This is a genomic window from [Clostridium] hylemonae DSM 15053, assembly GCF_008281175.1.
Lineage (GTDB): Bacteria > Bacillota > Clostridia > Lachnospirales > Lachnospiraceae > Extibacter > Extibacter hylemonae.
Window position 1 is genome coordinate 2140934 of sequence record NZ_CP036524.1, and the last position, 23016, is coordinate 2163949.

At 50.4% G+C, this 23016-nt stretch carries 21 protein-coding genes and 1 tRNA gene; 7 read left to right on the top strand and 15 right to left on the bottom strand.

Translation table 11 applies throughout. From position 1 onward, the window contains the following. Positions 1-71: 71 nt before the first annotated feature. The gene (locus LAJLEIBI_RS09955) at positions 72-740 is read right to left on the bottom strand and encodes a Crp/Fnr family transcriptional regulator (RefSeq protein WP_167534338.1); all 669 of its coding nucleotides are present in this window, start codon (positions 738-740) and stop codon (positions 72-74) included. A 265-nt stretch (positions 741-1005) separates the two neighbouring features. On the opposite strand from LAJLEIBI_RS09955, the gene LAJLEIBI_RS09960 reads away from it, so the two are divergent. From LAJLEIBI_RS09960 to LAJLEIBI_RS09980, 5 genes are read left to right on the top strand one after another with little or no spacing between them, the layout of a single operon-like run. Continuing rightward, a complete protein-coding gene (locus tag LAJLEIBI_RS09960) occupies positions 1006-1749 on the top strand; it encodes an aspartate/glutamate racemase family protein (protein WP_006441700.1) in 744 nt (247 codons plus the stop codon). 34 nt (positions 1750-1783) lie between these two features. After that, positions 1784-3121 carry a cytosine permease gene (locus tag LAJLEIBI_RS09965; RefSeq protein ID WP_006441701.1) on the top strand — a complete coding sequence of 446 codons (1338 nt, stop codon included), beginning with the start codon at positions 1784-1786 and terminating at the stop codon, positions 3119-3121. 27 nt (positions 3122-3148) lie between these two features. Then, on the top strand, positions 3149-4243 hold the full coding sequence (locus LAJLEIBI_RS09970; protein WP_006441702.1) for a DUF917 domain-containing protein: 1095 nt from the start codon (positions 3149-3151) through the stop codon (positions 4241-4243). Positions 4244-4255: 12 nt separating this feature from the next. Further along, entirely contained in the window at positions 4256-5668 is a 1413-nt protein-coding gene (pepV, locus tag LAJLEIBI_RS09975) for a dipeptidase PepV (RefSeq protein WP_006441703.1), read from the top strand. Next, positions 5665-6813 carry a M20 family metallopeptidase gene (locus tag LAJLEIBI_RS09980; protein ID WP_006441704.1) on the top strand — a complete coding sequence of 383 codons (1149 nt, stop codon included), beginning with the start codon at positions 5665-5667 and terminating at the stop codon, positions 6811-6813. Before pepV ends, LAJLEIBI_RS09980 begins: the two co-directional genes overlap by 4 nt. 80 nt (positions 6814-6893) lie before the next feature. Here the strand turns inward: LAJLEIBI_RS09980 and LAJLEIBI_RS09985 are convergent, their stop codons facing one another. The 6 genes from LAJLEIBI_RS09985 to LAJLEIBI_RS10010 all read right to left on the bottom strand — a co-directional run bounded on the left by LAJLEIBI_RS09985 (position 6894) and on the right by LAJLEIBI_RS10010 (position 13513). Beyond that, positions 6894-7214: a DUF1540 domain-containing protein gene (locus LAJLEIBI_RS09985; protein ID WP_006441705.1), complete on the bottom strand. Its 321-nt coding sequence runs from the start codon at positions 7212-7214 to the stop codon at positions 6894-6896. Positions 7215-7284: 70 nt separating this feature from the next. After that, on the bottom strand, positions 7285-7722 hold the full coding sequence (locus tag LAJLEIBI_RS09990) for an acyl-CoA thioesterase (protein WP_006441706.1): 438 nt from the start codon (positions 7720-7722) through the stop codon (positions 7285-7287). Positions 7723-7738: 16 nt separating this feature from the next. Next, positions 7739-10711 carry an EAL domain-containing protein gene (locus LAJLEIBI_RS09995; protein ID WP_006441707.1) on the bottom strand — a complete coding sequence of 991 codons (2973 nt, stop codon included), beginning with the start codon at positions 10709-10711 and terminating at the stop codon, positions 7739-7741. A 9-nt stretch (positions 10712-10720) separates the two neighbouring features. Then, complete coding sequence (locus LAJLEIBI_RS10000; RefSeq protein ID WP_006441708.1) at positions 10721-12148, bottom strand: ABC transporter substrate-binding protein; 1428 nt, start codon at positions 12146-12148, stop codon at positions 10721-10723. Between the two features lie 145 nt (positions 12149-12293). After that, the gene (locus tag LAJLEIBI_RS10005; protein WP_006441709.1) at positions 12294-13022 is read right to left on the bottom strand and encodes a YdcF family protein; all 729 of its coding nucleotides are present in this window, start codon (positions 13020-13022) and stop codon (positions 12294-12296) included. After that, positions 13007-13513, bottom strand: coding sequence for an SEC-C metal-binding domain-containing protein (locus LAJLEIBI_RS10010; protein ID WP_006441710.1), 507 nt, complete (start codon positions 13511-13513; stop codon positions 13007-13009). Before LAJLEIBI_RS10010 ends, LAJLEIBI_RS10005 begins: the two co-directional genes overlap by 16 nt. A gap of 90 nt (positions 13514-13603) precedes the next feature. On the opposite strand from LAJLEIBI_RS10010, the gene LAJLEIBI_RS10015 reads away from it, so the two are divergent. Further along, complete coding sequence (locus LAJLEIBI_RS10015; RefSeq protein ID WP_040434623.1) at positions 13604-13825, top strand: hypothetical protein; 222 nt, start codon at positions 13604-13606, stop codon at positions 13823-13825. A gap of 2 nt (positions 13826-13827) precedes the next feature. On the opposite strand, the gene LAJLEIBI_RS18085 is transcribed toward LAJLEIBI_RS10015, so the two are convergent. The 3 genes from LAJLEIBI_RS18085 to cls form a co-directional block, all read right to left on the bottom strand. Further along, the gene (locus tag LAJLEIBI_RS18085) at positions 13828-13983 is read right to left on the bottom strand and encodes a hypothetical protein (protein ID WP_167534339.1); all 156 of its coding nucleotides are present in this window, start codon (positions 13981-13983) and stop codon (positions 13828-13830) included. A 225-nt stretch (positions 13984-14208) separates the two neighbouring features. Beyond that, on the bottom strand, positions 14209-15504 hold the full coding sequence (locus LAJLEIBI_RS10020) for an adenylosuccinate synthase (protein WP_006441714.1): 1296 nt from the start codon (positions 15502-15504) through the stop codon (positions 14209-14211). 96 nt (positions 15505-15600) lie between these two features. After that, the gene (gene cls, locus LAJLEIBI_RS10025; protein ID WP_006441715.1) at positions 15601-17160 is read right to left on the bottom strand and encodes a cardiolipin synthase; all 1560 of its coding nucleotides are present in this window, start codon (positions 17158-17160) and stop codon (positions 15601-15603) included. Positions 17161-17343: 183 nt separating this feature from the next. Between cls and LAJLEIBI_RS10030 the strand changes: the two genes are divergently transcribed. Continuing rightward, positions 17344-17604 (top strand): hypothetical protein, encoded by a 261-nt coding sequence (locus tag LAJLEIBI_RS10030; RefSeq protein WP_138263905.1) that lies wholly within the window; start codon positions 17344-17346, stop codon positions 17602-17604. A 59-nt stretch (positions 17605-17663) separates the two neighbouring features. On the opposite strand, the gene pdxR is transcribed toward LAJLEIBI_RS10030, so the two are convergent. The 5 genes from pdxR to LAJLEIBI_RS10055 form a co-directional block, all read right to left on the bottom strand. Then, positions 17664-19058 (bottom strand): MocR-like pyridoxine biosynthesis transcription factor PdxR, encoded by a 1395-nt coding sequence (gene pdxR, locus LAJLEIBI_RS10035; RefSeq protein ID WP_149301913.1) that lies wholly within the window; start codon positions 19056-19058, stop codon positions 17664-17666. 6 nt (positions 19059-19064) lie between these two features. Next, complete coding sequence (locus LAJLEIBI_RS10040; protein WP_006441719.1) at positions 19065-20732, bottom strand: glutamine--tRNA ligase/YqeY domain fusion protein; 1668 nt, start codon at positions 20730-20732, stop codon at positions 19065-19067. 108 nt (positions 20733-20840) lie between these two features. After that, a complete protein-coding gene (locus LAJLEIBI_RS10045) occupies positions 20841-22208 on the bottom strand; it encodes an MATE family efflux transporter (RefSeq protein ID WP_006441720.1) in 1368 nt (455 codons plus the stop codon). A 56-nt stretch (positions 22209-22264) separates the two neighbouring features. After that, positions 22265-22337: transfer RNA gene (locus LAJLEIBI_RS10050), tRNA-Thr, on the bottom strand. A gap of 66 nt (positions 22338-22403) precedes the next feature. Next, on the bottom strand, positions 22404-23015 hold the full coding sequence (locus LAJLEIBI_RS10055) for a sigma-70 family RNA polymerase sigma factor (RefSeq protein WP_006441721.1): 612 nt from the start codon (positions 23013-23015) through the stop codon (positions 22404-22406). Between the last annotated feature and the right edge of the window lies 1 nt (position 23016).

A 23016-nucleotide genomic window follows, 5' to 3' on the forward strand; every position in this document is an offset into this window, starting at 1 on the left:
CACCGTCTTATACGCGGTTTTCCGCCGTCTTTTCCTTCTCTCTATTTTGGCCGAAAATACTCTGCGGCTTCTCACACTATGCTCTCATCATGCGGACCGCTTAGCCGGTTCATATAATTGTAAAAGTAGTCGACATCAAGTATGTAATAATAGCGGTTGACCTTCTCTATGACACCTTCCTTTTTCAGCCTGCTGAAAAAGCGTGATACCGTCACGCGGTTTGAATAGACGAGGTCCGCCATCTCCTGGTGCGTGAATGGAATATTGATCTTGATCCCTCTGCTGCACGGGGAACCGCTCTCCCGGATCAGATACAAAAATGCCCGCACGATCCTCGTATCCGCAGTCTGGAAAGAAAGGGAAGATATATTCCCCGCCAGTATCCTCATCTTGGCGCAGAGATCCTGTATGAGAAAATCCTTGAATCCTGGTATCTCCGCTGTCATCCTGGAAAATATCTGTCCCGTCGTGCGATAGAGACTGCAGCATTCTTCCGCCGTAGAAGCGGTAAAAAGGGAAGGATATCCGTCAAGGCTCGACAGATTCCCAAGCAGGCTTCCCGGGCCCGCTATCATGAGATGCTTTTCACTTCCGTTTTCATCGCCTGTCAGAATACGCACGACACCGGTCCTTACGATATAGACGTCCGGATTGTCCTCACCCTGCGTAAATAAAATCGTATTTTTCCTGCATGTACATAGTTCCATCTTTGACTGGATATCCTCCAGTAAAGATGGCATTTTCTTTGAAAAAAATAGCCATGGCGATTCATACTCCGGTAAAAGGACGTCAAAATCGGCCATGGTCTGTTTTAATGTTGTTATTTTAACCACCCCCATTAAGAAACCATCTTAATTATACCACCCATGCTTATATATGCCAATCCAAAAAATTTTCTTCTGTTTTGTAGTGCAGGCTACTTTCAGGCAGAAATGCAGGTGGTAGAATACTGACAATATACAAAAGCATGGTGAATAAACAGACAATATTCATTCAGGAGGTGAAATGATGAAACTAAAGTTAATACTCCCGGTGGCGGATACTCCTGCCACCCGCAAGGCGAACGAAGGGATCCCACTTGCACTGCGAACACTGAATCCGGAGACCGAGGTGTCGGTAAGTTTCCTGAAAAAAGGATTTGAGGCGCTGAACACGATCACCCGCATCGGCTACAACAGTCCCGGAATCGCAGAAGCGGCGGTAACGGCGGAGAAAGAAGGGGCTGATGGTATATTTATCAACTGTTTCGCAGATCCGGCCGTGGATATGGCGCGGGAACTGGTACACGTACCCGTCTTCGGTGGTTTCCGGTCCGCCATGATGGCTGCTCTCGGATGCGGCAAACGCTTTGCCGTCATGATTCCGGGCAAAGAAGACCCGGCAGGTACGTTTCTGCTCAACAAGGTCATCGAAAATAACCCGGAATTTAAAGACAGTATCGTACGCCGGGATTTTACAGATCTGGATGTGCTTGAGCTTCACGACAAGGAAAAGCTGCTTGAACGTCTGGCCGGCTTTGCAGAGGAATCTGCCTGCCGGTATGACTGTGACTGTCTCATACTGGGATGCACGGCCATGTCCTACATCATCGATGACTTAAGGGCCGGGCTCTGCCGGCGCGGATGCCGCATCACCGTGCTGGAGCCGCTGTCGACCGGGCTTAAGATGCTGGAGAGCTTTGTCACTCTCGGACTAAACAACAGCACCGCCCATCTCGTCAACAATGAAATGGATCAACTGATCAAATAGGAATGAGATCACGAATGAGTAAGGAGGAAATCATATGGCATCATTTTGGAAATTTCTCGAAGAAAAAGCATACGCCGGCGGAGACGATGACTTTGCGCGCAAGCCGGTACCTGAAGATAAGAAACGCGGATGGGCGAGCAGCGCCGTCGTATACATCGGCTGCGCCATCAGTATATCCGCTTTCACACTCGGAGGCAGCCTTGCCACCGGCCTCACACTGAACGAATCTATCATCGCCGTTCTCGTCGGAGCCCTCATCCTGGCGGCCATGGCCTGTCTCTGCGCGGAGCCCGCCATGTATACCGGACTCTCAACGAGTATGATAGGAAAGTTTACATTCGGCCTCAGGGGAGCGGCCCTCGTCGGCCTCCTCTATGCAGGCTGCGCCTGGGGCTGGTTCGGCGTACAGGCCGGACTGTTCGGAGATACGATCGGTCAGATGTTCCGGCTTATGACCGGCAGCGCCCTCTCTCCCTTTACAGTAAAAGTGATCATTGTGATCGGCGGCCTTCTGATGACGACCTCAGCCATTTTCGGCTTTAAATCCATTGAAAAGCTTAGCTGGGTCGCGATTCCGGCCATTGCCATCCTGATGGTGTCGTCGCTTGTCATGGTACTGAAAGGCCATACTTACGCCGACCTAAACACCTCGTTTATCACAAATCCCATGTCGCTTGGAACCGGCATCTCCCTTGTCATAGGTTCGTTTGCCGCCGGAGCGGTGGGAAGTCCGGATATCCTGCGTTATGCGAAAAACTTTAAAGATACGGTGAAGGCCATGGTCATCGGGCTTGTCATCGGTTACGGCATCACGATCGTGATAGCCGCCGCCTGCGCCAAAGCAGTAGGCGACGCCAACATCGTCACTGTCATGATCGGACTCGGCTGGGGCGTCCTTGCCATGGTCGTCCTCGTACTTGCGCAGTGGACATCCAATGACAATAACGTATACAGCGGTTCCCTCGGCCTCTCCGTCGTATTTGAGAAGATGCCGAAATACAAACTCGCCATATTTACCGGCGTCTCCGGCACTATATTTGCTGTGATCGGCCTGTCCAACATGATGATCCCGTTTTTTTCCGTGCTCGGGATCTTTACGCCTCCTCTCGGAGGATGTTATCTGGCCGACTTCTATCTGTGCAGGAAATTCTACAGCTTTGACCGGCTGAATAAGCTGAAAAAGGTGCGTATCGAGAGTATGGCCGCCTATCTCATCGCAGCTGCCATAGGCTTTATGACAACACAGACATCCCCGGGATTCGCGCTGTTTGAGATCACCACCATTCCAGCGATCGACTCTTTCGTGGCCGCATTTATCATGCAGATCGTCTGTGTGAAGCTGTTTAATAAAAATCACGGAAAAGATTGTTAGATCATCTGTATATAAGGAGGACTTGATATGTCAGTAAAAATGAACAGAGAACAATTATATGATATGACGAGCGGAGCAATCATTCTCGGCAGCGGTGGAGGCGGGGACGTCAAAACGAGCTACCGTCTGCTTGAAGACATCCTCGCGCTCACCGAAGAAGTAGAATTTGCCGGACTGGATGAAGTGCCGGACGACGCGAATGTAGCCATCATATCCGGCATGGGTTCCCCCGCAGCCACAAAGGAACGGGGATTCGACTGTATCGCGTGCGTCCACGCGCTGAAACGGCTGGAGGCCGTGACCGGCAGGAAGATCGACTATGTAGCCGCCTTTGAAGTAGGCGGAGGCAATTTTATGCCTCCCGTATACACGGCATGTTACACCGGGATCAAAGTCATCAATGCCGACGGTGTGGGACGCGCGGTCCCTGAGTCATTCATGATCATGCCGGAAATACATAAGATCCGCTCCGCCCCTTTTGCAATGGCGAATGAAGAGAACCTGAGCGCTGTTCTCTACTATGAGGACAGCAGTGACTGTGAGCTGATCGGGCGTCCTATCGTAAACGTATTCGGCGGCTCCGCCGGCGTAGCCAACTATATCATGGACGGAGCTGCCGCCAAAAAAGCGCTTGTGGCAGGCTCATATGAACTGGCCCGCTCCATCGGAGAAGCCGTGCGCCTCGGGATCGCCGCGGGCGGGCGCCCGGTGGAATGTATCGCCCGGGCCACCGGAGGTATCGAGATCATCGAGGGAAAGCTTACCGAACTCAATATGAAAACGGAAAACAGCCACGACTGGGGTTACGAGATCATCGAAGGAACGGGCAGCTATACAGGGAAAAGCATTAAGATCATGATTGAAAATGAAAATATCCTTGCCTTTGACCAGGACGGCGGCGTGCGCTGCGTAACACCCGACGCGCTCTGTGTCTTCCGGTCAGACGGAACGCCGCTTACTAACGCGGATCTGGAGCCCGGCATGGATGTGGCCTTCGTAGGCGTGCCGTGCAACCCGAAGTGGCTGGAAGGAGACGCTGTATCTGTCTTCCAGAAAGCATTCGATCATTTCGGTTATAAAGGCGGATACATACCTGTGACTGAACTGAATGCACATAGTTAGAGAGGGATCACCATGGAATATGTGTTAGACAAACTGATCGAGAAATACCGGGAAGATATTGTCCGCTGCACCAGGAATCTCGTCCGCATTCCAAGCGTCAAGGATACGCCCCTGCCGCAGATGCCGTTCGGGCGTCCCATCGGGGAGTGTCTCGACGAGACGCTGGCGCTCTGCCGCTCTCTCGGGATGCGCACGAAAAACTGTGGAGGTTATGCAGGATGGGCCGAGACCGGCAGCGGAGAAGAACTGTGCGGCGTCCTTGTACATCTGGATGTCGTACCGGCGGGGGACGGATGGACACACCCGCCCTTTGGCGGACTCATGGAAGACGGGAAGATCTATGGACGGGGGACGGTTGATGACAAAGGCCCCGCCGCCGCTTCTATCTTTGCACTGAAAGCGATCATGGAGAGCTCTCTTACGCTCTCCTCAAGGATACGGATCATCTTCGGCACAGATGAAGAAAATGACTGGGCCTGTATGGACCACTATAAAGAGCAGGAAGAAATCCCGTCCGCCGGGTTCTCCCCGGATGCAGAATTCCCGGTCATTTACGCCGAAAAAGGAATCCTCTTCGCCACACTTGCAAAAGAAGGAACGCTCCCGGAAGGTATACCGTATATACGAAGCCTGTCCGGCGGCCGCAGGGCGAATATGGTGCCGGACGAATGCCGGGCGGAGATCGCTCTGCCAGAGCCGGATGCCGCCTTTGTCCGTCAGCTCAAAGCTGCCGCGGACTCCGCCGGGGAAGCGGAAGTCACCGTCAGCGGCTCTCTGATCACGGTAAGAACAGCGGGGAAAACTGCGCACGGAAGTACGCCCGAAAATGGGGTGAACGCAATATCCGTCATGATGAATGTGCTCGCTCCTGTCATGACAGAAAATTCTTTTCAGAAGGATTTCCTAGATTTTTATATGTCACATATCGGCAGTGAGACCGACGGCCGCAGTATGTTCGGCAGCCTGAGTGACGAGCCGTCCGGAAAGCTTGTGTTAAACGCCGGAGTCCTCACCATGGATACACACTCTGCGGCGCTTAAGCTGAACATCCGCTATCCGGTCACTTACACCGGTACACATATCTGGCAGCGGCTTACCAAAGCTGCCGCAGACGCGGGCCTTCGCGCCGTCATCGACCTGAACAGCGAACCGTTATACGCGGACGCGGACAGTCATATCGTTCAGACGCTTCTGTCCGTCTATCACAGTTACTGTCCCGACGGCTCTGTCCCCATTGCTGTCGGCGGCGGCACATACGCCAGGAGCATGCCAAATTCCGTGGCGTTCGGTCCTGTCTTTCCCGGGAAAGCTGAACTGGCACACTGCCCGGACGAATACATCTCAGTGGAAGATCTGATTCTTTCCGCAAAAATCTATGCCGGCGCAATGTACCGCCTGGCAGGCAGAAAGGAGGATGTCTTATGATCCAGGACAGTATCACAAAGTATATTGACAGCAGCCGAAGCGATATGATCCTGCTTCTGGAAAAGCTGGTCAACACCGACAGCGGCTCATACACGACAGCCGGAGTGGAGAAGGTAGCCGGATTCATCTCCGAGATCCTCATACCGCTCAAATTTGATGTGCAGATGCTGCCGGGCGGAAAATACGCTCCGCATCTGCTTGCCTGCAGAAAGGGAAACGGGACGAAAAAAATAATGTTCCTTGGCCATATGGACACTGTTTTTGACGAGGGTACTGCACGAAAACGGCCGTTTTGCATAAAAGGTGACAGAGCCTACGGGCCGGGCGTATGCGATATGCAGGCGGGAATCGTCTGTCTGCTCTACGCGTTAAAAGCGCTCGAAGAAGCCGGGTTTACCGATTACGGTGAATTGAAAATACTGTTCAACAGTGATGAGGAACGCGGCAGTGAGACTTCCGAGAAATATATTATCGAAGAATGCAAAAAAAGCGATATGGTGCTTGTCATGGAACCGGGTATGCCGGATGATCACGTTGTGATCGAACGGCAGGGTGGCGGCATCTTCAACCTGGATATAGAGGGTAAGCCCGCACATGCAGGGGCATGTCCGCTCGACGGGATCCACGCCATCGATGAGGCGGCACATAAGATCCTGGCATTCCACGGTCTGACCGACTTAAGCCTCGGCAGATCCGTCAGCGTCGGCGTCATAAACGGCGGCACGAGAAGCAACATCATTCCCGAGCATGTCTTTATGGAGATCGACCTCCGCGCCAGATCACACCAGGACGGTCTGGAACTTATGGAAAAGATGCAGAAGATCGCAGATACCTCTTATGTACCCGGCACAAAAAGCACACTGAAAAAGGTGATGTACCGGCCGCCGATTGAAAAGACGCCGGGCAACGCAGCTCTTTACCGTACGCTCACTGCCGCCGCCCGGAAGCTTGGCATTACGGTAAGTGAAACATACTGCGGCGGCGGCAGCGACGGCAACTATACTTCAGCCGAAAGAATTCCTACCATTGACTCTCTCGGTCCTGTCGGAAGCCTGGAACATACAGACGGTGAATACATGCTCATCGAGACTTTATTTTCAAGATGCAAACTGACCGCGCTATTTATTGCGGAGCTTTCCGCCTGATCTGCCCCCCGGCATTTATGTATAAAAAAGTGCTGCCGCACTTACGATTATTTGATCGCAGATGCGGCAGCTCTTTTTTTCTAGCATCCACACTTGAATGTCGCACATTCAGTCTGGTCGCACTTACAGGCATTGCTGCCTTCCACACTGATCTTACCCGCGTGGCATTTGCATTCTTCGTTATACATACAGTCTGTTGCCTTGCAGTCGATACAGCTGCAGGCTGATGCGTTGTTCTGGCTGACATTGCTGTAAGAGTCGCCTTTACGCTCTTCGAAGCTGTCGCAGCAAGTCTCCTCCGCACGCTTTGCTGTGTTTCCTCCTACCTGGATCTTTTCAAGATCGCAGTAAAAGTTCTTATTGTGTGTACAGGTCTGTACGGTACATTTTAATTCTGGCATGATCCTACCTCCTTAGTTTGATATCAGAAGTAGTATCTGCATTTTAAGAACATAATATTCTTTTTTCATTTTATTGTTTATTTTTATGATCGCACAGTCCTTTGGCAAACACATCGTGGAACTCCAGGCAGCACTGCTTTAAAGAGACCGGCTTGCCTGACTCATTGATGAAGCAGTGCCTGGTAAGCCCGCGGCAGTGGACCATCTCCGTCTTTTCGTCCACCACCTCATACACGATCGTCATCTTGATACCGTTATATTCCTTAATATACGCATTTATGGCCACTGTATCCCCGAAATGTACCATGCGCAGGTAATCTGCCTCCACCGAAAGGACCGGACTCATGATCCCCCGCTTTTCCATCTCTTCATAACCCATTCCCATCTGTGCCATCAGATCCGTTCTGGCTTCTTCAAACCAGCGGATATAATTGGAATGGTGTACGATCCCCATCTGGTCTGTCTCATAATACTGTACTTTATGTCTGTATGGTTCTGCTGTATTCATTTTATCCACCTTCCGTTCACAGTCTATGGCTGCCGCCGTCCTCAGCCTTCTTCCTCATTTCCCTGATCTCTTTCACGACCTTCCCGTCGATCCCGCGCACGGTCACGTCCGGCCTGGCGACGTAGAACCCCTGGAGATAATCGATCCCAAGTGATATGAGCGTCTCCATCTCCGCGGCCGTCTCCACGCCCTCAGCAATCACCTTTATTCCTCTCGGTCTCGCGTAATTCAGCGTGCTCACCGCCAGCGCCTGCCTGTCTTTATCCTTGTGGATGTCTCTAACGATACTCATATCGATCTTGACATAGTCAGGCTGCATATAGAGCAGCGTCGACTCTGAGCTGTAACCCGCGCCAAAATCATCTACCGCAAGCTCTGCCTGGAATTCCTTCAGCATCTGGATCTTATCTTCCATGATACCGATGTCTGTCTGCTCGCTTTCTATCATTTCCACTACGAGCATACCGGCTCCTATCTGATAACGCTCGAACAGACCGTACATCAATTCCTCTGAAAGAATCTGGTTCGGTATCGAGTTGATGAAAAGCTTTCTGTCACCGAATGCGTCCCTCTGTGACGCGTAATCCTCCAGCGCTCTGCGGAACGTAAGCTTCTCGATGTCCGGAAGCCTCGACTGGGCGATCGCAAGCCGCATGACATCCGCCGGAGATGACAGATTCTCCATCATAGGGCGCATGAGCGCCTCATATGCGAATATAGAACCGTCGATCGTGCTTACGATCGGCTGGAACGCATAGTTGACCATCTCATCCTCGATCAGTTTGTTGAGCTGCTCCCTGCCCTGCAGAAGAAATGCATCCTTCTCATATGCTTTCTTATCAAACTCCTTAAATTCTCCTTTGTAGCTGTTCTTCGTGTCATACATGGCGAAATCCGCGTATTTTCTCAGCTCATCCAGACTTCTGCCGTCATCCGGATACCACGCGATGCCGCCGGAAGCGCGCACGGCAATAGACTCTCCGTCGGGCATGACAACTCTTGTATTGTTCAGCTGCCGCTTGATCTCTTCTACTTTTTCCAGAAGACGTTCCCTGCTCCCGCATTCCGGGACAAAGGCCAGAAACTCATCCCCCGAGATACGGCCGACGATACCTCCGTCTCTGGCCAAACCTCCGAAGACAATAGCAGCCCTCTGAATATACTGGTCCCCATAGTCATGGCCGTACGTATCGTTGACATATTTCAGGTTGTCAAGGTCCCACATGATCATTGCGCCCAGCGTCAGGCGGCTGCCTTCCTGCAGCACCTGCTTCATACGCCGGTTAAATGCCCTCCGGTTCAGAAGATGCGTCAGAATATCGTAATCTCTCTCGTACTCTATCTTCTGCCTCTCATAGATATCTTTCGTGATATCCAGAACCGTGATGAGCGTCTTGTCCTCGTCCGCAAGTGACTTCAGATGCACCCATCTCTGCTGGATCGTATGGGCGATCTGGTAATCCTTTTCCCCTGATCTCTCAAGCAGAACGTCAAGCCCCGCCTCACTCAGGTAATCCTCAAAGTATTTCCGGTCCAGATATCCCCGGCTGTAATATTTTTTATCCATCATGAACATCTTGATGACTTTTTTCGTACAGAACACTTTTTCCGCATCTCTTTGATATTCCACAACACCGAGCGGCAGGTTCACCAGTTCGATGATCTGTGACACTTTCGACGCGTTCTGTCTGACATTGGCATTGAGCGAGGCGATGGCATTTTCCAGCGCGACGATCTCCCGCACATTGGACGACTTAAATTTCAACTCTTCGTTGACGTCCTTGCTCCGTATCTCATCCACCATCTGCTCGATCGGCCGGGTGAAGAAGTAACTGCCGACCACAGCGCCGGCAACGCCGAGCAGAATGGAAGCCGCAAATGCTACCATCACCGTCATATGGAGCCGGTCTGTCGAACGGAACAGCGTACTGTCAGGAAGCACGCCTATGACCGCCCACTTCTCCCTGCTGAAAGGCGAGGTCCTCCTGTACATATCAATATTCTGCACATTGCCGTAATTCCCCTCTGCATCTTCCAGCTGATACACTTTGCCGTTAGCCGGTTCATTTTTAAACGTGATCTTGTTATCATCCGCCGCCAGCTCCTTTGCGACAATGCCGGTGGAAAATATTGACTCATACGATTTCCCGTCCGTCGTCCTCGCAAGTACAAACGAACCGGTATTCCCGGCATCCAGTTCCTGGGGAGACAGCATCGATTCCAGATAATCCTCGGACACGGTAATTCCCATGACTCCGTAGACCGTCCCGTCCTTAACAAGCGGTACAGAATAGGACATCACTTTGATATCCTCCGGTGACCACCGGAAGAAACCGGACCAGTACCCGAGCTCTGAACCTGATTTATCCGTGTACTTTTCACCTGCCGCAGCCGGCTTGTCGTACCATGTACGGTCCGCCATATCACGGAAGACAAAACGGGAAGACCAATATGAATCCATTGGAATCCCGTATTTTTTTGATATCTCGGAGGAGCCGGTCTCCAGCAGAAATCCCTTGGAATTGGCGTTGGTCCCCTGATCCAGATTACGGATGAGCAGACCGCAGTGTTCCTGTGCGTCCCGGTCTCCATATCCGCCCAGCACTATGTATACCTCCGTGGTGGAATTGTAACGGAGCATATCGATCATATCCTCCGTCACATCCAGCAGCAGGCCGTTATTCAATTCTTTATCCAACGCAAGATCCGAGAGGTCTTTTCCTTCTTCAGCCAGTTTCGCGCTGACCGAGGCCTGTACTTTCTCCTGATACTCTTCCAGATTCGACCATTTATTGAACATAAGGTTCTCGATCGCATTTTTTCTGGCGAGCGTTGTATTGGAAAAGCTTGTGCAGACACTCTTTTTCAGATATTCAAAACCACCGTTAAATGTTAGCGCTGAAAAGCAGAGTATCCCCTGCAGCATGACCACGAGCAGCATAACGGCAAGCAGTTTTTTCCGGATCGAAATTCTTTTTATATTCATCATTACGACTTCCTAACTTTGAACAGCTTCCCTCAACTGTGTACTCAGTTCATTATACCACGTCTCAAAGTTCTCTTCCGTCACCAATCCCGAGACAGCTTCCTCAAGTGTCTTTCCTGTCTCCATCAGCCCTTTTGCCGTCTCCCGGTCTGCCGCCGCCTTGTTCTGCAGGGAATCTTCGACAATATGACGGCAATTGTCACTTCCCTTAAACGGAGTCATCGTATATAACTCATATGTATTGCACTCTTCAAAGCCCACTTCTATCGTATCCCGGACGATATCATTCCATTCAATCTTATTTTTCTCAACGATCTTTTCCAGAGATTCCATATCATTGGAGCTTTTTTTGACCGGCAGATAAGACGAGGCCATACTGAACCTGCTGTTTGCATCCACATCTGTAAACCATTTCAGGAATTCGGCCGCGGCCGCCTCTTTCTCCTTATCTGTCTTTACAACTGCCATGCCTGCCCCCTGCTGTGTCACCACCGGGTCTGTCCCTTCAAAATTAGGCACCGGCATGACCATCGTCTCGATCGGATACGGATCATCATCTCCCACGGTGACCTCCTGCGCATAATAAGAACCGCCGGAAGAGGAACCGATGGCGACAATGAGATCGCCCGTCTTCATGTCATCAGAGCGGTATCTTCCGATACTGGTAAAATATCCTTTGACATACGGAACATAATAGTTATCCCAAAGCTTTTTCATCATATCCTTGTCCATGCTGATGCTGACATCCGTGTCTTTTATATCAAACATGTCTTCTCCGAGCTGATGCGCGCCTGCAAGCATATAGTTGGCAAATGCATCCCGCCCGAAAAGTGCTTTTCCACCGGACCATTCAAAATATGCCTCCGCCGTATCTGTCAGGCCTTCCCACGTCGAAAGCTGTCTTAAGTCTGCGCCGGTATCCACCGCAAACTTATCCCAGTCCGTCTTGTTGATCGTCATCACTTCCGTTGATTTCGCTATCGGAAAGACGACGAGGGCGTTATCCTTTCCCACTCTTCCTTCCTCGATATACTCGTCTACATATTCACTCAGTTCATCCTTTGTAAAGTAATCATCCAGATCAGCCAGAAGACCTTCCTCCTCAAATTCCAGAGCATTTGACCCATAACAGCTGAAGATATCCGGCAGATCTCTGTCCTTCGCGTCTTTCTCCAGCTCATCGTTCAGATTCTGGAAAAGCTCGCTCATATCTCCGCTGCTGCTCGCCTTGACGAATATTCCCTTTTCGTCTCCGACTGTGTTGTTGAACTCTTCCACCAGCTCATCGAGCGCGATCTTGGCCGCCCCGTTGTAGTACGTCTCTATCTCTATCACAGTAGGATTGTCCGAATCCGTACCCCCGCCGGTCTTTCCGGCGCAGCCTGCCGCCAGGCCCGTCGCCAGAGCTATGATACATGCACAAGCAATTCTTCTTTTCATGGTTTTCCTCCCTGACCAAATTTATTTCAAAAAATAGAAAAAAATAGCAATATACTATAATATAGCATATTACTATTGTTAAATCAAAAGTTTATATTGTGCGGAACTGTTTATGTACAATAAATACTCATATCTGCTGCCGGTGTCAGCATGGCAGCCACAATCTGCACACAGCAAAGAATTCCCGCACCATATAATTTGCAAACAGCAGCGGACTGCAGTCTGACGGAATGCGGCACACATTTTTATACCCGGTTCTTCCGGCATAACAGCACGCGCGGTACATGTGAAAATTGTTGGATACGATCCCCACCTTCACAGTCATGTCCGGCAGATACGCAGCCGAAAACCTGAGATTTTCCTCTGTAGACTTTGATCGGTCCTCCAGCAGTATCCTGCTTCTTTTGATACCGCAGTCTGCCAGAAAATCGGCCATCGCCTCCGCCTCCGCTATGTCTTCTCCCGGACCCTGCCCTCCGGAAACGATCACCTTAGTGCCCGGATTTTCAGATAAATACGCGGCCGAACGCTTAAGCCTCCTTCTGAGAGAATCCGTGATCTTCGTCCCCTTTACCTGTGCGCCGAGTACAATGAGGTACGGTATGTCTTTTTCTTCCGTGGAAACCATTCCCGCCGCAATGCGTATTTCAACAGCAGCAAACACTGCCGCCGGAATCCAGAGCAGTTTCCACAGCGGGCTTCCGGCCAGTTCCGGGCGAAGCTGAAACAGCTCCCAGAGCGCCCCGCAGGCAAGCCCTGCCGCCAGCCAGAATCTTGCGAAAGTAGAGTTCCACCGGCGCAGACGTATGCTGACTGCCCCGTAGTATGACAGGCAGACAGCTCCTGCCGCTGGCAGCGCTATCTTCCACAGCATTTCTTATATTTCTTGCCGGAACCGCACGGACATGGGTCATTGCGTCCCGGTTCTTTCTCTTTCCTGACCGTACCGGACTGTTTCTGTTCCTTGTACAGAGCTTTCAGCTCATCCTCTGTATATATATCCTTCCACTGCGGCAGCTCATATAACCAGTCAGCCTTGGCCGCCACCATATTCTTATAAAGCTTTTCTTTATCAAATGCAAGGCTTACCACCGTATCCTCTTCCATCGTATCGATAGGATTGGGTTCCTTCAGACTGTCGTTGATACCGTCGAGGAAGCCGGCCATTGTAAAGACTTCCTGGCCATACTTTTCGGCGAGCTCCTTAACCGTTCCCTTTACTTCTACATCAGGCTGCTCAAGAAGCTGTTCATATATTTCCTTCTCGATCTGGAAATACGCTGCCCAGAACTTCTGCAGTTCTCCTCTGTCCGCCTGCTCATTATAGGCTGTATCTCTCCACTGTTCTAATAATGTACGACTCATATTACATACTCCTTCTGTATTCATTTGCAATTTTATCTTGCTCTTTATATAATATACTAAAGACTTGATTAGATGTAAAGGATGATTCTGATGAAAAAGCTGAAACGTATCACAGCGCTGGCCGGCGCGGTACTGCTTGCCGGCATGTACATGAGCACGCTTATATTCGCCCTTCTGGACCGCTCGGAGACAATGGGCCTTTTAAAGGCATCTGTTGTGTGCACGGTCCTGCTGCCAGTTCTTCTGTACGCCTATACCCTCGTATACAAGATCACGAAAGGTGACGGCGGCGGTGAAGACGGGCCTTCTTAATATCACACATAAAGCTGTGCCAGCATCCACGCAGAGCGTTCTTTTTCTGCGCCCTTTTTCCGTCCCTTTTGTTCTTTTTCCCTTATTTTTTGTCTCTTGGTAAGGTATTCTTCCATTGATATCACTTCTGGGTAATTTGACTCATTTCTCTGCTGCATAGTAGATACCTCCATTTCCATTATTCATACTCTCGGGACGCAAAGTCCCGACTCCCGGCTTTATTATTATATTGTTACTTCCCCCGTAATATGCCTGTTTTATGAGCACGGATTCATTATAATCAAAAAATGTGTCTACACTGTGGCAGGAATCTTAAAATTTGCTGAAGCAGTCTGAACCAAAAGAAAAGACGGATGTGCTAAGACACCCGCCTTTCTTCTCTTTTATAAAACATCAGCCGCCCGATTCGTATATATGATATCCTCTCTGCCAGGTCCGTTTGAGACCATAGTGATCGGATAACCAATCTGTCCTTCAATAAATTCTATATATCTGCGGCAGTTTTCCGGAAGCTTGTCATATTCCTTAATGCCGCGGATATCGCAGTTCCATCCAGGAAGCGTCTCAAGGACAGGCTTCGCTTTCTCAAGCAGATGCGTTGTCGGGAAATCTGTCGTCACTTTCCCGTCGATCTCATAGCCGACGCATACCGGGATCTCTTTAAGATAACCGAGCACATCCAGCACTGTAAATGCCACATCAGTCGTTCCCTGCATTCTGCATCCGTATTTGGAAGCGACGCAGTCAAACCATCCCATACGTCTCGGTCTTCCTGTCGTGGCCCCGAATTCTCCGCCGTCTCCGCCGCGCCGTCTCAGCTCGTCCGCCTCTTCCCCGAAGATCTCACTCACAAACGCACCTGCGCCTACCGCGCTGGAATATGCCTTGCACACTGTGATGACTTTTTTGATCTCATACGGAGGGATACCGGCTCCGATCGCCCCGTAGGCGGCCAGTGTGGAGGAGGATGTCACCATCGGATAGATTCCGTGGTCCGGGTCTTTTAAGGAGCCGAGCTGTCCTTCCAGCAATATCTCTTTTCCTTCTTTTACCGCATTGTGCAGGAATAAAGACACATCGCATACATATGGCTCTACCATCTTTTTATATTCTTGTAACTCATCATATAGTTCATCAGGATCGATTTCCGGTTTATGATACAGGTGTTTCAGCAGCACATTTTTAAGCTCTGCGATGCGCACAGTCTTCTCTTTCAGCAGTTTATCATCAAACAGTTCGCTCACCTGGAAGCCTACCTTGGCATATTTGTCGGAATAAAACGGAGCAATGCCCGACTTGGTGGAGCCGAATGACTTTCCGCCCAGCCTCTCCTCTTCATATGCGTCAAAATTCTTGTGGTAAGACATGACGATCTGCGCCCTGTCAGACACAAGTATCTTCGGCGCGGGAACTCCCTTTTCTATGACAGACTGTATCTCACTGAACAGAACCGGTATATCGAGAGCGACTCCATTGCCGATCACACTCGTCGTGTGGTCATAAAACACGCCTGACGGCAATGTATGAAGCGCAAATTTTCCATAATTATTTATAATCGTATGCCCCGCATTGGCTCCGCCCTGGAATCTCACGATGATGTCCGCCTCCTCGGCGAGCATGTCGGTGATCTTACCTTTTCCTTCGTCACCCCAGTTGGCACCTACTACTGCTTTAACCATATCAATTCCTCCTGTGTTATCAACATAACTTTGCCTATAGCATTATACTATATTTTACCGTTCATGTAAAACAAAATTCATCTGATCTTCTAATATCTACATGAGCGGCGCAAACAGCCGCAGCACCTGTCCCATGATCTTTGTCAGCATCGTCCTTTTCTTCACTTCCATCAGCGTCACTTTATGACATTTGGCGAGCGTCCTCTGGAAGTCCCGTTCGATCTTGTCCACTTCCGAATTATTGTAAATGAACACCCCGCATTCAAAGTGAAGATACAGGCTCCTGTAATCCAGGTTTATCGTGCCTACAGTCGCGGTATCGTCATCCGATACGAATATCTTGGCATGGACAAATCCCGGCGTGTATTCAAATATCTGTACGCCGCCCTCAATGAGTTCTTTATAGTATGTTTTGGCAACGGCAAACGCATACCACTTGTCCGGTATATGGGGCATGATGACGGCGACCTCGATCCCGCTTTTCGCCGCGCGGGTCAGCGTCGTTATCATCTCATTGTCAAGAATGAGATACGGCGTCATAATATGTACATACTTCTTCGCGTGATTCAGTATATGGAAGTATACCTCTTCCCCTACATTCTCATCGTCAAATGGGCTGTCCCCGTACGGGATGATATATCCGAGTTCTCTGCGCAGGCCCGGCGTCTTCTCCGTCAGATACTTGCCGTAGCCCTCCGCCCGTCTTTCATCCACATTCCACATCTGCAGGAACATCATCGTAAGACTTTGGACCGCGTCGCCCTTCAGCATGACGGCCGTATCCTTCCAGTGGCCGAATCTCACCTTCTCATTGATATATTCATCCGCAAGATTCACACCTCCCGTGAATCCGACTTTGCCGTCGATCACGCAGATCTTTCTGTGGTCACGGTTATTCTGTACTGTGGAGAGAAACGGCTTTACCGGACTCACCATCTTGCATTTGATGCCGTATCTGCGTATCTGTTCCGGGTAATTATACGGGAGCATGGATATGGCGCACATACCGTCGTACATGAACCGCACTTCCACCCCTTCCCTCACCTTCTCTTTCAAAATGTCGAGGATCGTATTCCACATCCGTCCTTCTTCCACGATAAAATATTCGAGAAAAATAAACTTCCGCGCTTTCTTCAGTTCTCCGGTCATTGCCCGGAACTTGTCCTCACCGAGCGGGAAATATTCCACCTCTGTATTCCGGTAAGTAGGAAATCCAAGCTGGTTGGACAGATAATAGGCAAGCTGCGCGTTGGCCGAACGGCTCGCCCATATGGCGTCCACGATATTCTGGTCCTGCTCCATATACGGGTCTGTCTCCAGCTTCAGATGTGCCAGCCGGTGCTTCATATAGCGTGTGCCGAACTGTGTCTTCGCAAACAGATAAAACAGCGTACCGATGACAGGCAGCGCAAGTACACAGAGCATCCACGTCATCTTAAAAGCCGGATTTCCCTCTGAATTGATGATGTATATAAGGACGATGATGCCCAGTATCGTAAAAGCACCGTATATATATGCCATATATTCTGTCAGATATATAGTTGTTCCTATAAAAATACCGATCTGAAGCAGAAGCAGCAGCAGAATAATTCCGGTTCTGCTGAAAATTATCCTGAACAGCCCTTTTTTAGCTGTTCCGCGGGCTTCATTGTGCATAAATGTGTAACTTCCTTTCTTTTCTTGCTATCTGTACAGTTTAACATACTTTTTTTCTGTCCACAATACAGATAAAGGCACCCTTTTTACCAAAAAAGAAGCCTTTTCCCTTTTCTTTTTCAGCAAAAAGTATTACAATAAGGATTAGTACATGAATGTAAAATTCAGGAAGGAGTTATGATTATGTCCAAGTGGGGTAAAAGATTACTGGGGCTTGCAGCGATCGGAAGCGCGGTTGCAGGACTTGTCTATTATTTTAAGAAGAAAAATATGTGCGATGAGGAAGATGAATTTGAAGATGATTTCGAGGATGAAGATTTTGACCTCGACAATGATCTGAAATCAGCGGCTGACCGGGAATATGTACCGCTGAACCCGTCAGGCAAAGCGGAGGAAGACACCGGCGCTGACGCTGCTTCTGATCCTGCACCGGAAGATAAATAAGACTAAGAAACTATATGTGGCAGGCTCCGTTCCCGGACGCCTGCCATTTTAAACACTGTTTATCTCCAGCAGTCCGCAAGAATACGGACTGCTTCTTTTATCTGCTCTTCCGTCAGATTCGCATAGCCGAGCAGTACAGTACGGCTTGTCTCCTTCGTACCTTGTATCATATAGTCCGAAAGGCCGTACACACGTATATCCCTCTTTGCCGCCCTCTCGATCAATTCTCTCTCCATAAGGCCGTTCCTGAATGTCAGTAGCAGATGTACGCCCGCATGCTCCCCGGATATGCTGCAGATGTCAAGGAGCGGTCTCAGTTCTTCAATGAGCACGTCGTGCCGGCTCTTATAGAGCGCCCGCGTCTTGTTCAGATGCCGCTCATAATACCCCTCTTCGATAAACTTCTGGACGATAAGCTGATCTACCTTGGAAACGGTTGAATTGACAAAACGGCTCTTCTTATTGTACGCATCAAGAAGCGGCTCCGGAAGCACCATATAGCTCAGACGGATGGCAGGCGCGATCGACTTGGAGAACGTGCCGAGATAAATGACCTTTCCGTCAGCGTCATACCCCTTAAGCGCCGGGATCGGCTTGCCCTTATACCGGAATTCACTGTCATAATCATCCTCGATAATATAGCGGTCTTCCCGCTCCTGCGCCCATTTGAGAAGTTCAAGCCTGCGTCCGATCGGCATGACGGTCCCGGTCGGATACTGGTGGGACGGAGTCACATAAGCGACGTCAGCCTCCGCACCGGCCAGTTGCGAGATGCACATCCCGCTCCGGTCCATCCCCACCGAGACTGTCTCATAGGACAGGCTCTTAAAAAGACGGTATGCCTGCATATAGGCAGGGTCCTCAAAAGCGACCTTAAGTCCCGGGCCAAGCACCGTACTGAGCAGCATCAGAATATAATCATTCCCTGCCCCCACGATAACCTGTTCCGGCGTACAGTTCACGCCGCGCGCCTGATAGAGATAACTGCATATGGCGCTTCGGAAACTGTATTCTCCCTGGGAGTCGCCGGAACGGAACAGCTCTGTCCTGTCGTCCGTCAGGATCTCCCTCGAAAGCTTCCTCCACACATTATACGGAAAGCTTTTCAGATCTACTCCGTTCGGCGTAAAATCATACCGGTAGCTCCGCTGTTCTGCCCTGCGTCTCCCGGTCTGCGGCTCTGCCCTCTTGAGATAGTACAGTTCCTCGATCTCGGACACGAAGAATCCCCTGCACGGCCTCGATTCTATATACCCCTCTGAAAGAAGCTGCTCATACGCCAGCTCTACCGTACTCCTGCTCACCTCCAGATAGCCGGACAGCGACCGGGTGGAGGGAAGTTTCTCTCCGTAAGGTATACGCCCTGACTGGATGTCATTCTTAATATAATCGTAGATCTGCTCATAGAGCGGCGTTGCGGAATTCGTCTTAAGATTGATCGTCAGCTCATTCATGGCCGTCTACTTCGGCAGCCTGAAGGAGCTCTTAAGAGATACGATCCTGTTGAACACAAGCTGTCCCGGCGCAGAGTCCTTCGAGTCGATACAGAAGTATCCGTTGCGTACAAACTGGAAGCTGTCACAGCCCTCCGCACTGTCAAAGCTGTCCTCCACATAGCAGTTTTCCAGCACCTCCAGCGAATTCGGATTCAGGTTAAGGGAGCCGTCCTCCTTATTGTACACACCTTTTTCTTCATCCACGAGATTCTCATACAGCCGCACCTGGGCCGGTTTTGCGTACGGCGCCGCAACCCAGTGGATCGTTCCTTTTACTTTGCGCCCGGTGAAGCCGGTGCCGCATTTCGTCTCCGGATCATACGTACAGTGAACGACCGTCACATTACCGTCTTCGTCCGTCTCAAAGCTCTGGCAGGTGACAAAATAGGCGTGCATGAGCCGCACTTCATTGCCCGGGAACAGACGGAAATACTTCTTCGGAGGTTCTATCATAAAGTCGTCCCTCTCAATGTAAAGCTCACGGCAGAACGGTACTTTGCGCGTCCCAAGCTCAGGGTTTTCCATATTGTTGTCCACTTCCAGATATTCTACTTCTCCTTCCGGATAGTTGTCGATCACAAGCTTGATCGGATGAAGCACCGCCATCATGCGCGGCCTCTTAAGCTTCAGATCTTCCCGGATACAGTGCTCCAGCATCGCATAGTCCACCGAGCTCTGGCTCTTGGATACTCCGCACATCTCCACAAACATCCGGATAGACTCCGGCGTAAATCCTCTTCTTCTGAGCGCAGCGATGGAGACGAGCCTCGGGTCGTCCCAGCCGTCCACGACGCCGTCCTGTACAAGCTTTTTGATATAGCGTTTTCCTGTCACCACATTAGTCAGATACAGCTTGGCAAACTCGATCTGGCGCGGCGCGGGATCAAACTCACACTCTTTTACCACCCAGTCGTACAGCGGCCTGTGGTCCTCAAACTCCAGAGTACAGATAGAATGCGTGATCTTCTCCACCGCATCCTCGATCGGATGGGCAAAGTCGTACATCGGATAGATACACCATTTATCCCCGGTATTGTGATGTGACATACGGGCGACACGGTAGATGACCGGATCACGCATGTTAATATTGGGGGAGGCCATATCTATCTTTGCCCGGAGCACTTTCTCTCCGTCCTTATATTCCCCGTTCTTCATGGCCTCAAACAGTGCAAGGTTCTCCTCCACCGTGCGGCCGCGGTAAGGACTGTTCTTTCCCGGTTCCGTCAAAGTTCCCCTGTACTCTCTGATCTCTTCCGCACTCAAATCACAGACGTACGCTTTTCCCTTTTTTATAAGCTTGAGCGCACACTCGTACATGACGTCAAAGTAATCGGACGCAAAATACAGGTGTTCCTTCCAGTTTGCGCCGAGCCATTTTACATCCTCTTTGATAGACTCCACGTACTCTGTGTCTTCTTTCGTCGGGTTTGTATCGTCAAACCTGAGATGGAACGTGCCGTCATACTTCTGTGACAGCCCATAATTCAAAAGAATGGATTTGGCATGTCCTATATGGAGATATCCGTTCGGCTCCGGCGGAAATCTCGTGCAGACCTCCGTATATACCCCCTCCGCCAGGTCTCTATCTATCTCCTGTTCAATAAAATTTCTGGAAATTGTCTCTTCTCCCATTTATAGTCCTCCTTATGGATTCTGTAGCGTTTATGTTCCTTATCTTATCATAAAATAATAGGCAGAACAAGGTCGATCATACACGTTTTTTCAGGGTCAGAAGCGCCTTTATGATGATAGCGGCATGGCGGCGTCTTTCTTCCTCCTTCCGGGCATCCAGTTTCCTTTCCAGGCGTACAGCAGAATGAGCACAGCCCCCACAAGCCATGACACCGGGTATGCCGTCATGACCCAGTCAAGCTTATGTTCTATGGCAAGCGCGCCCCATATCCAGGCAACACGCAGGATACAGAGAGAAAACAGAAAGACGAGCATCGTCTCCAGCGTCTTCCCGGCGCCCCGTATCGTCCCTGAAAGCACCTGCAGTATGCCGAGCAGCCAGTAAAACGGACAGAAGTACCTCATAATATAGACCCCGTAGCCCACCACATCCGGATTCTTGGTAAATACGCCGATCACCTGCGGCGCAAAGGTAAGCAGAAGTATGCCGGTCAAAATCGTGTAGACGACGCCCATGCCGACTGAGACGTACATCCCCTTTTTCACCCTGTCATACTTGCCCGCCCCCACATTCTGCCCTGTGAATGTCGCCGCCGCCATTCCAAAGCTTAAGACAGGAAGTATGTTAAACCCGTCTATCTTGATATATGCGGCAAAGCCCGCCATCGCGACAGCTCCGAAGCTGTTGACACTCGACTGCACGATCACATTGGAGAAAGATATCACGATATTCTGTATTCCGGTCGGCAGCCCGATACGGATGATCTTGGACAGGAGATTATCATAAAAACGGATCTCCTTTATATTTACATGATACACCTCTTTACTTTTTACAAGATATAATATAATGAAGACACACGACAGGAGCTGGCTTATGTCTGTGGCAAGCGCGGCCCCGACGATCCCCATTTTAAGTACGATGACAAACAGAATATCGAGTACGATGTTGGAAAATGCCGCGATCATCAGATATACGAGAGACCGCCGGGAGTTGCCGACCGCATTCAGGATGCCGGCAGACATATTGTAAATAACAGAAAATACAATGCCTCCGAAATACACCTGCAGGTAGACGACTGCCTCCCTGAATACTTCCGCCGGCGTTCCCATCGCCCTCAAAATGACCGGCGCAAGCGCGATGCCGGCCACAGTCAGTATGACCCCGGCCGCGATGGAAATGGCGACGGTCGTGTGGACTGCCTTTTTTAAGCCGTTCTTATCTCCGGCCCCGTAAAACTGCGATATCACAACACCGGCCCCGGCCGATGCGCCGATGCAGAACCCGATCAGCAGATTGATGATAGAAGAACTGGAGCCGACTGCTGCCAGCGCCTCGCTTCCGATATAATTTCCCACGATGATCGAGTCCACCGTGTTGTACAGCTGCTGAAACAGATTCCCGAGGATCAGCGGAATGGAGAAAAACAGAATCTCCTTCCAGATGACCCCTTCCGTCATAACTGTTGATTTTTTCATTTGACATACCCTCTCTCACATTACGAAAAAAAATACTCCCTGAAAGGGAGTAATCAAGCTGCCTAGCGGACTTGAACCGCCGACCTCCGCCTTACCAAGGCGACGCTCTACCGACTGAGCCAAGGCAGCACATGCATGCGATATGCAACGTTAATAATATACAATATCACATGACAGTTTGTCAATATCTTTCACCTATTTTCTGCCCTCTTTCGCGAGAATCTTTTCCGTCTTGCTCTTAATGCGCTGCAGCGCATTGTCCACGGTCTTCGGGCTTTTGTCGATAAGCTTGGCGATCGTGCGGTAATCTGTCCCCATCAGATGCAGATAGAGCACCCTGCTCTCCAGATCGCTCAGCTGTTCCTCCAGCTCGCTCTCCAGCAGGGATACATACTCCTTGCTCAAAAACAGTTCTTCCGGATTGCTCTCGCCCCCGGCCTCCATCGTCTCCAGCAGAGAACCCTTTTCATCCTCCTGGTCGTAAAGCGATATATATGAGTTCAGCGGGCTGTGCTTCTTTCTGCGGGAAGCCTCGATGGCAGAGTACATCTGCCGGGTGATGCACAGCCTGGCAAAGCTGAAAAACGACGCCTGCTGCTCCACGTCATAGTCCTCCACCGCTTTGAACAGGCCGATCATGCCCTCCTGGATGAGGTCGTCGTTCTCCCCGCCCAGCAGATACATGGCATTGGCCTCTTTCCGTACGAGATTCTTATACTTGTCCATAATGTAATCGACGATCGCCTTGTCCCCGGCTCTCAAATTACGGATCAACTGTTCGTCTGTCATTGTTTCATAGTCAGACATA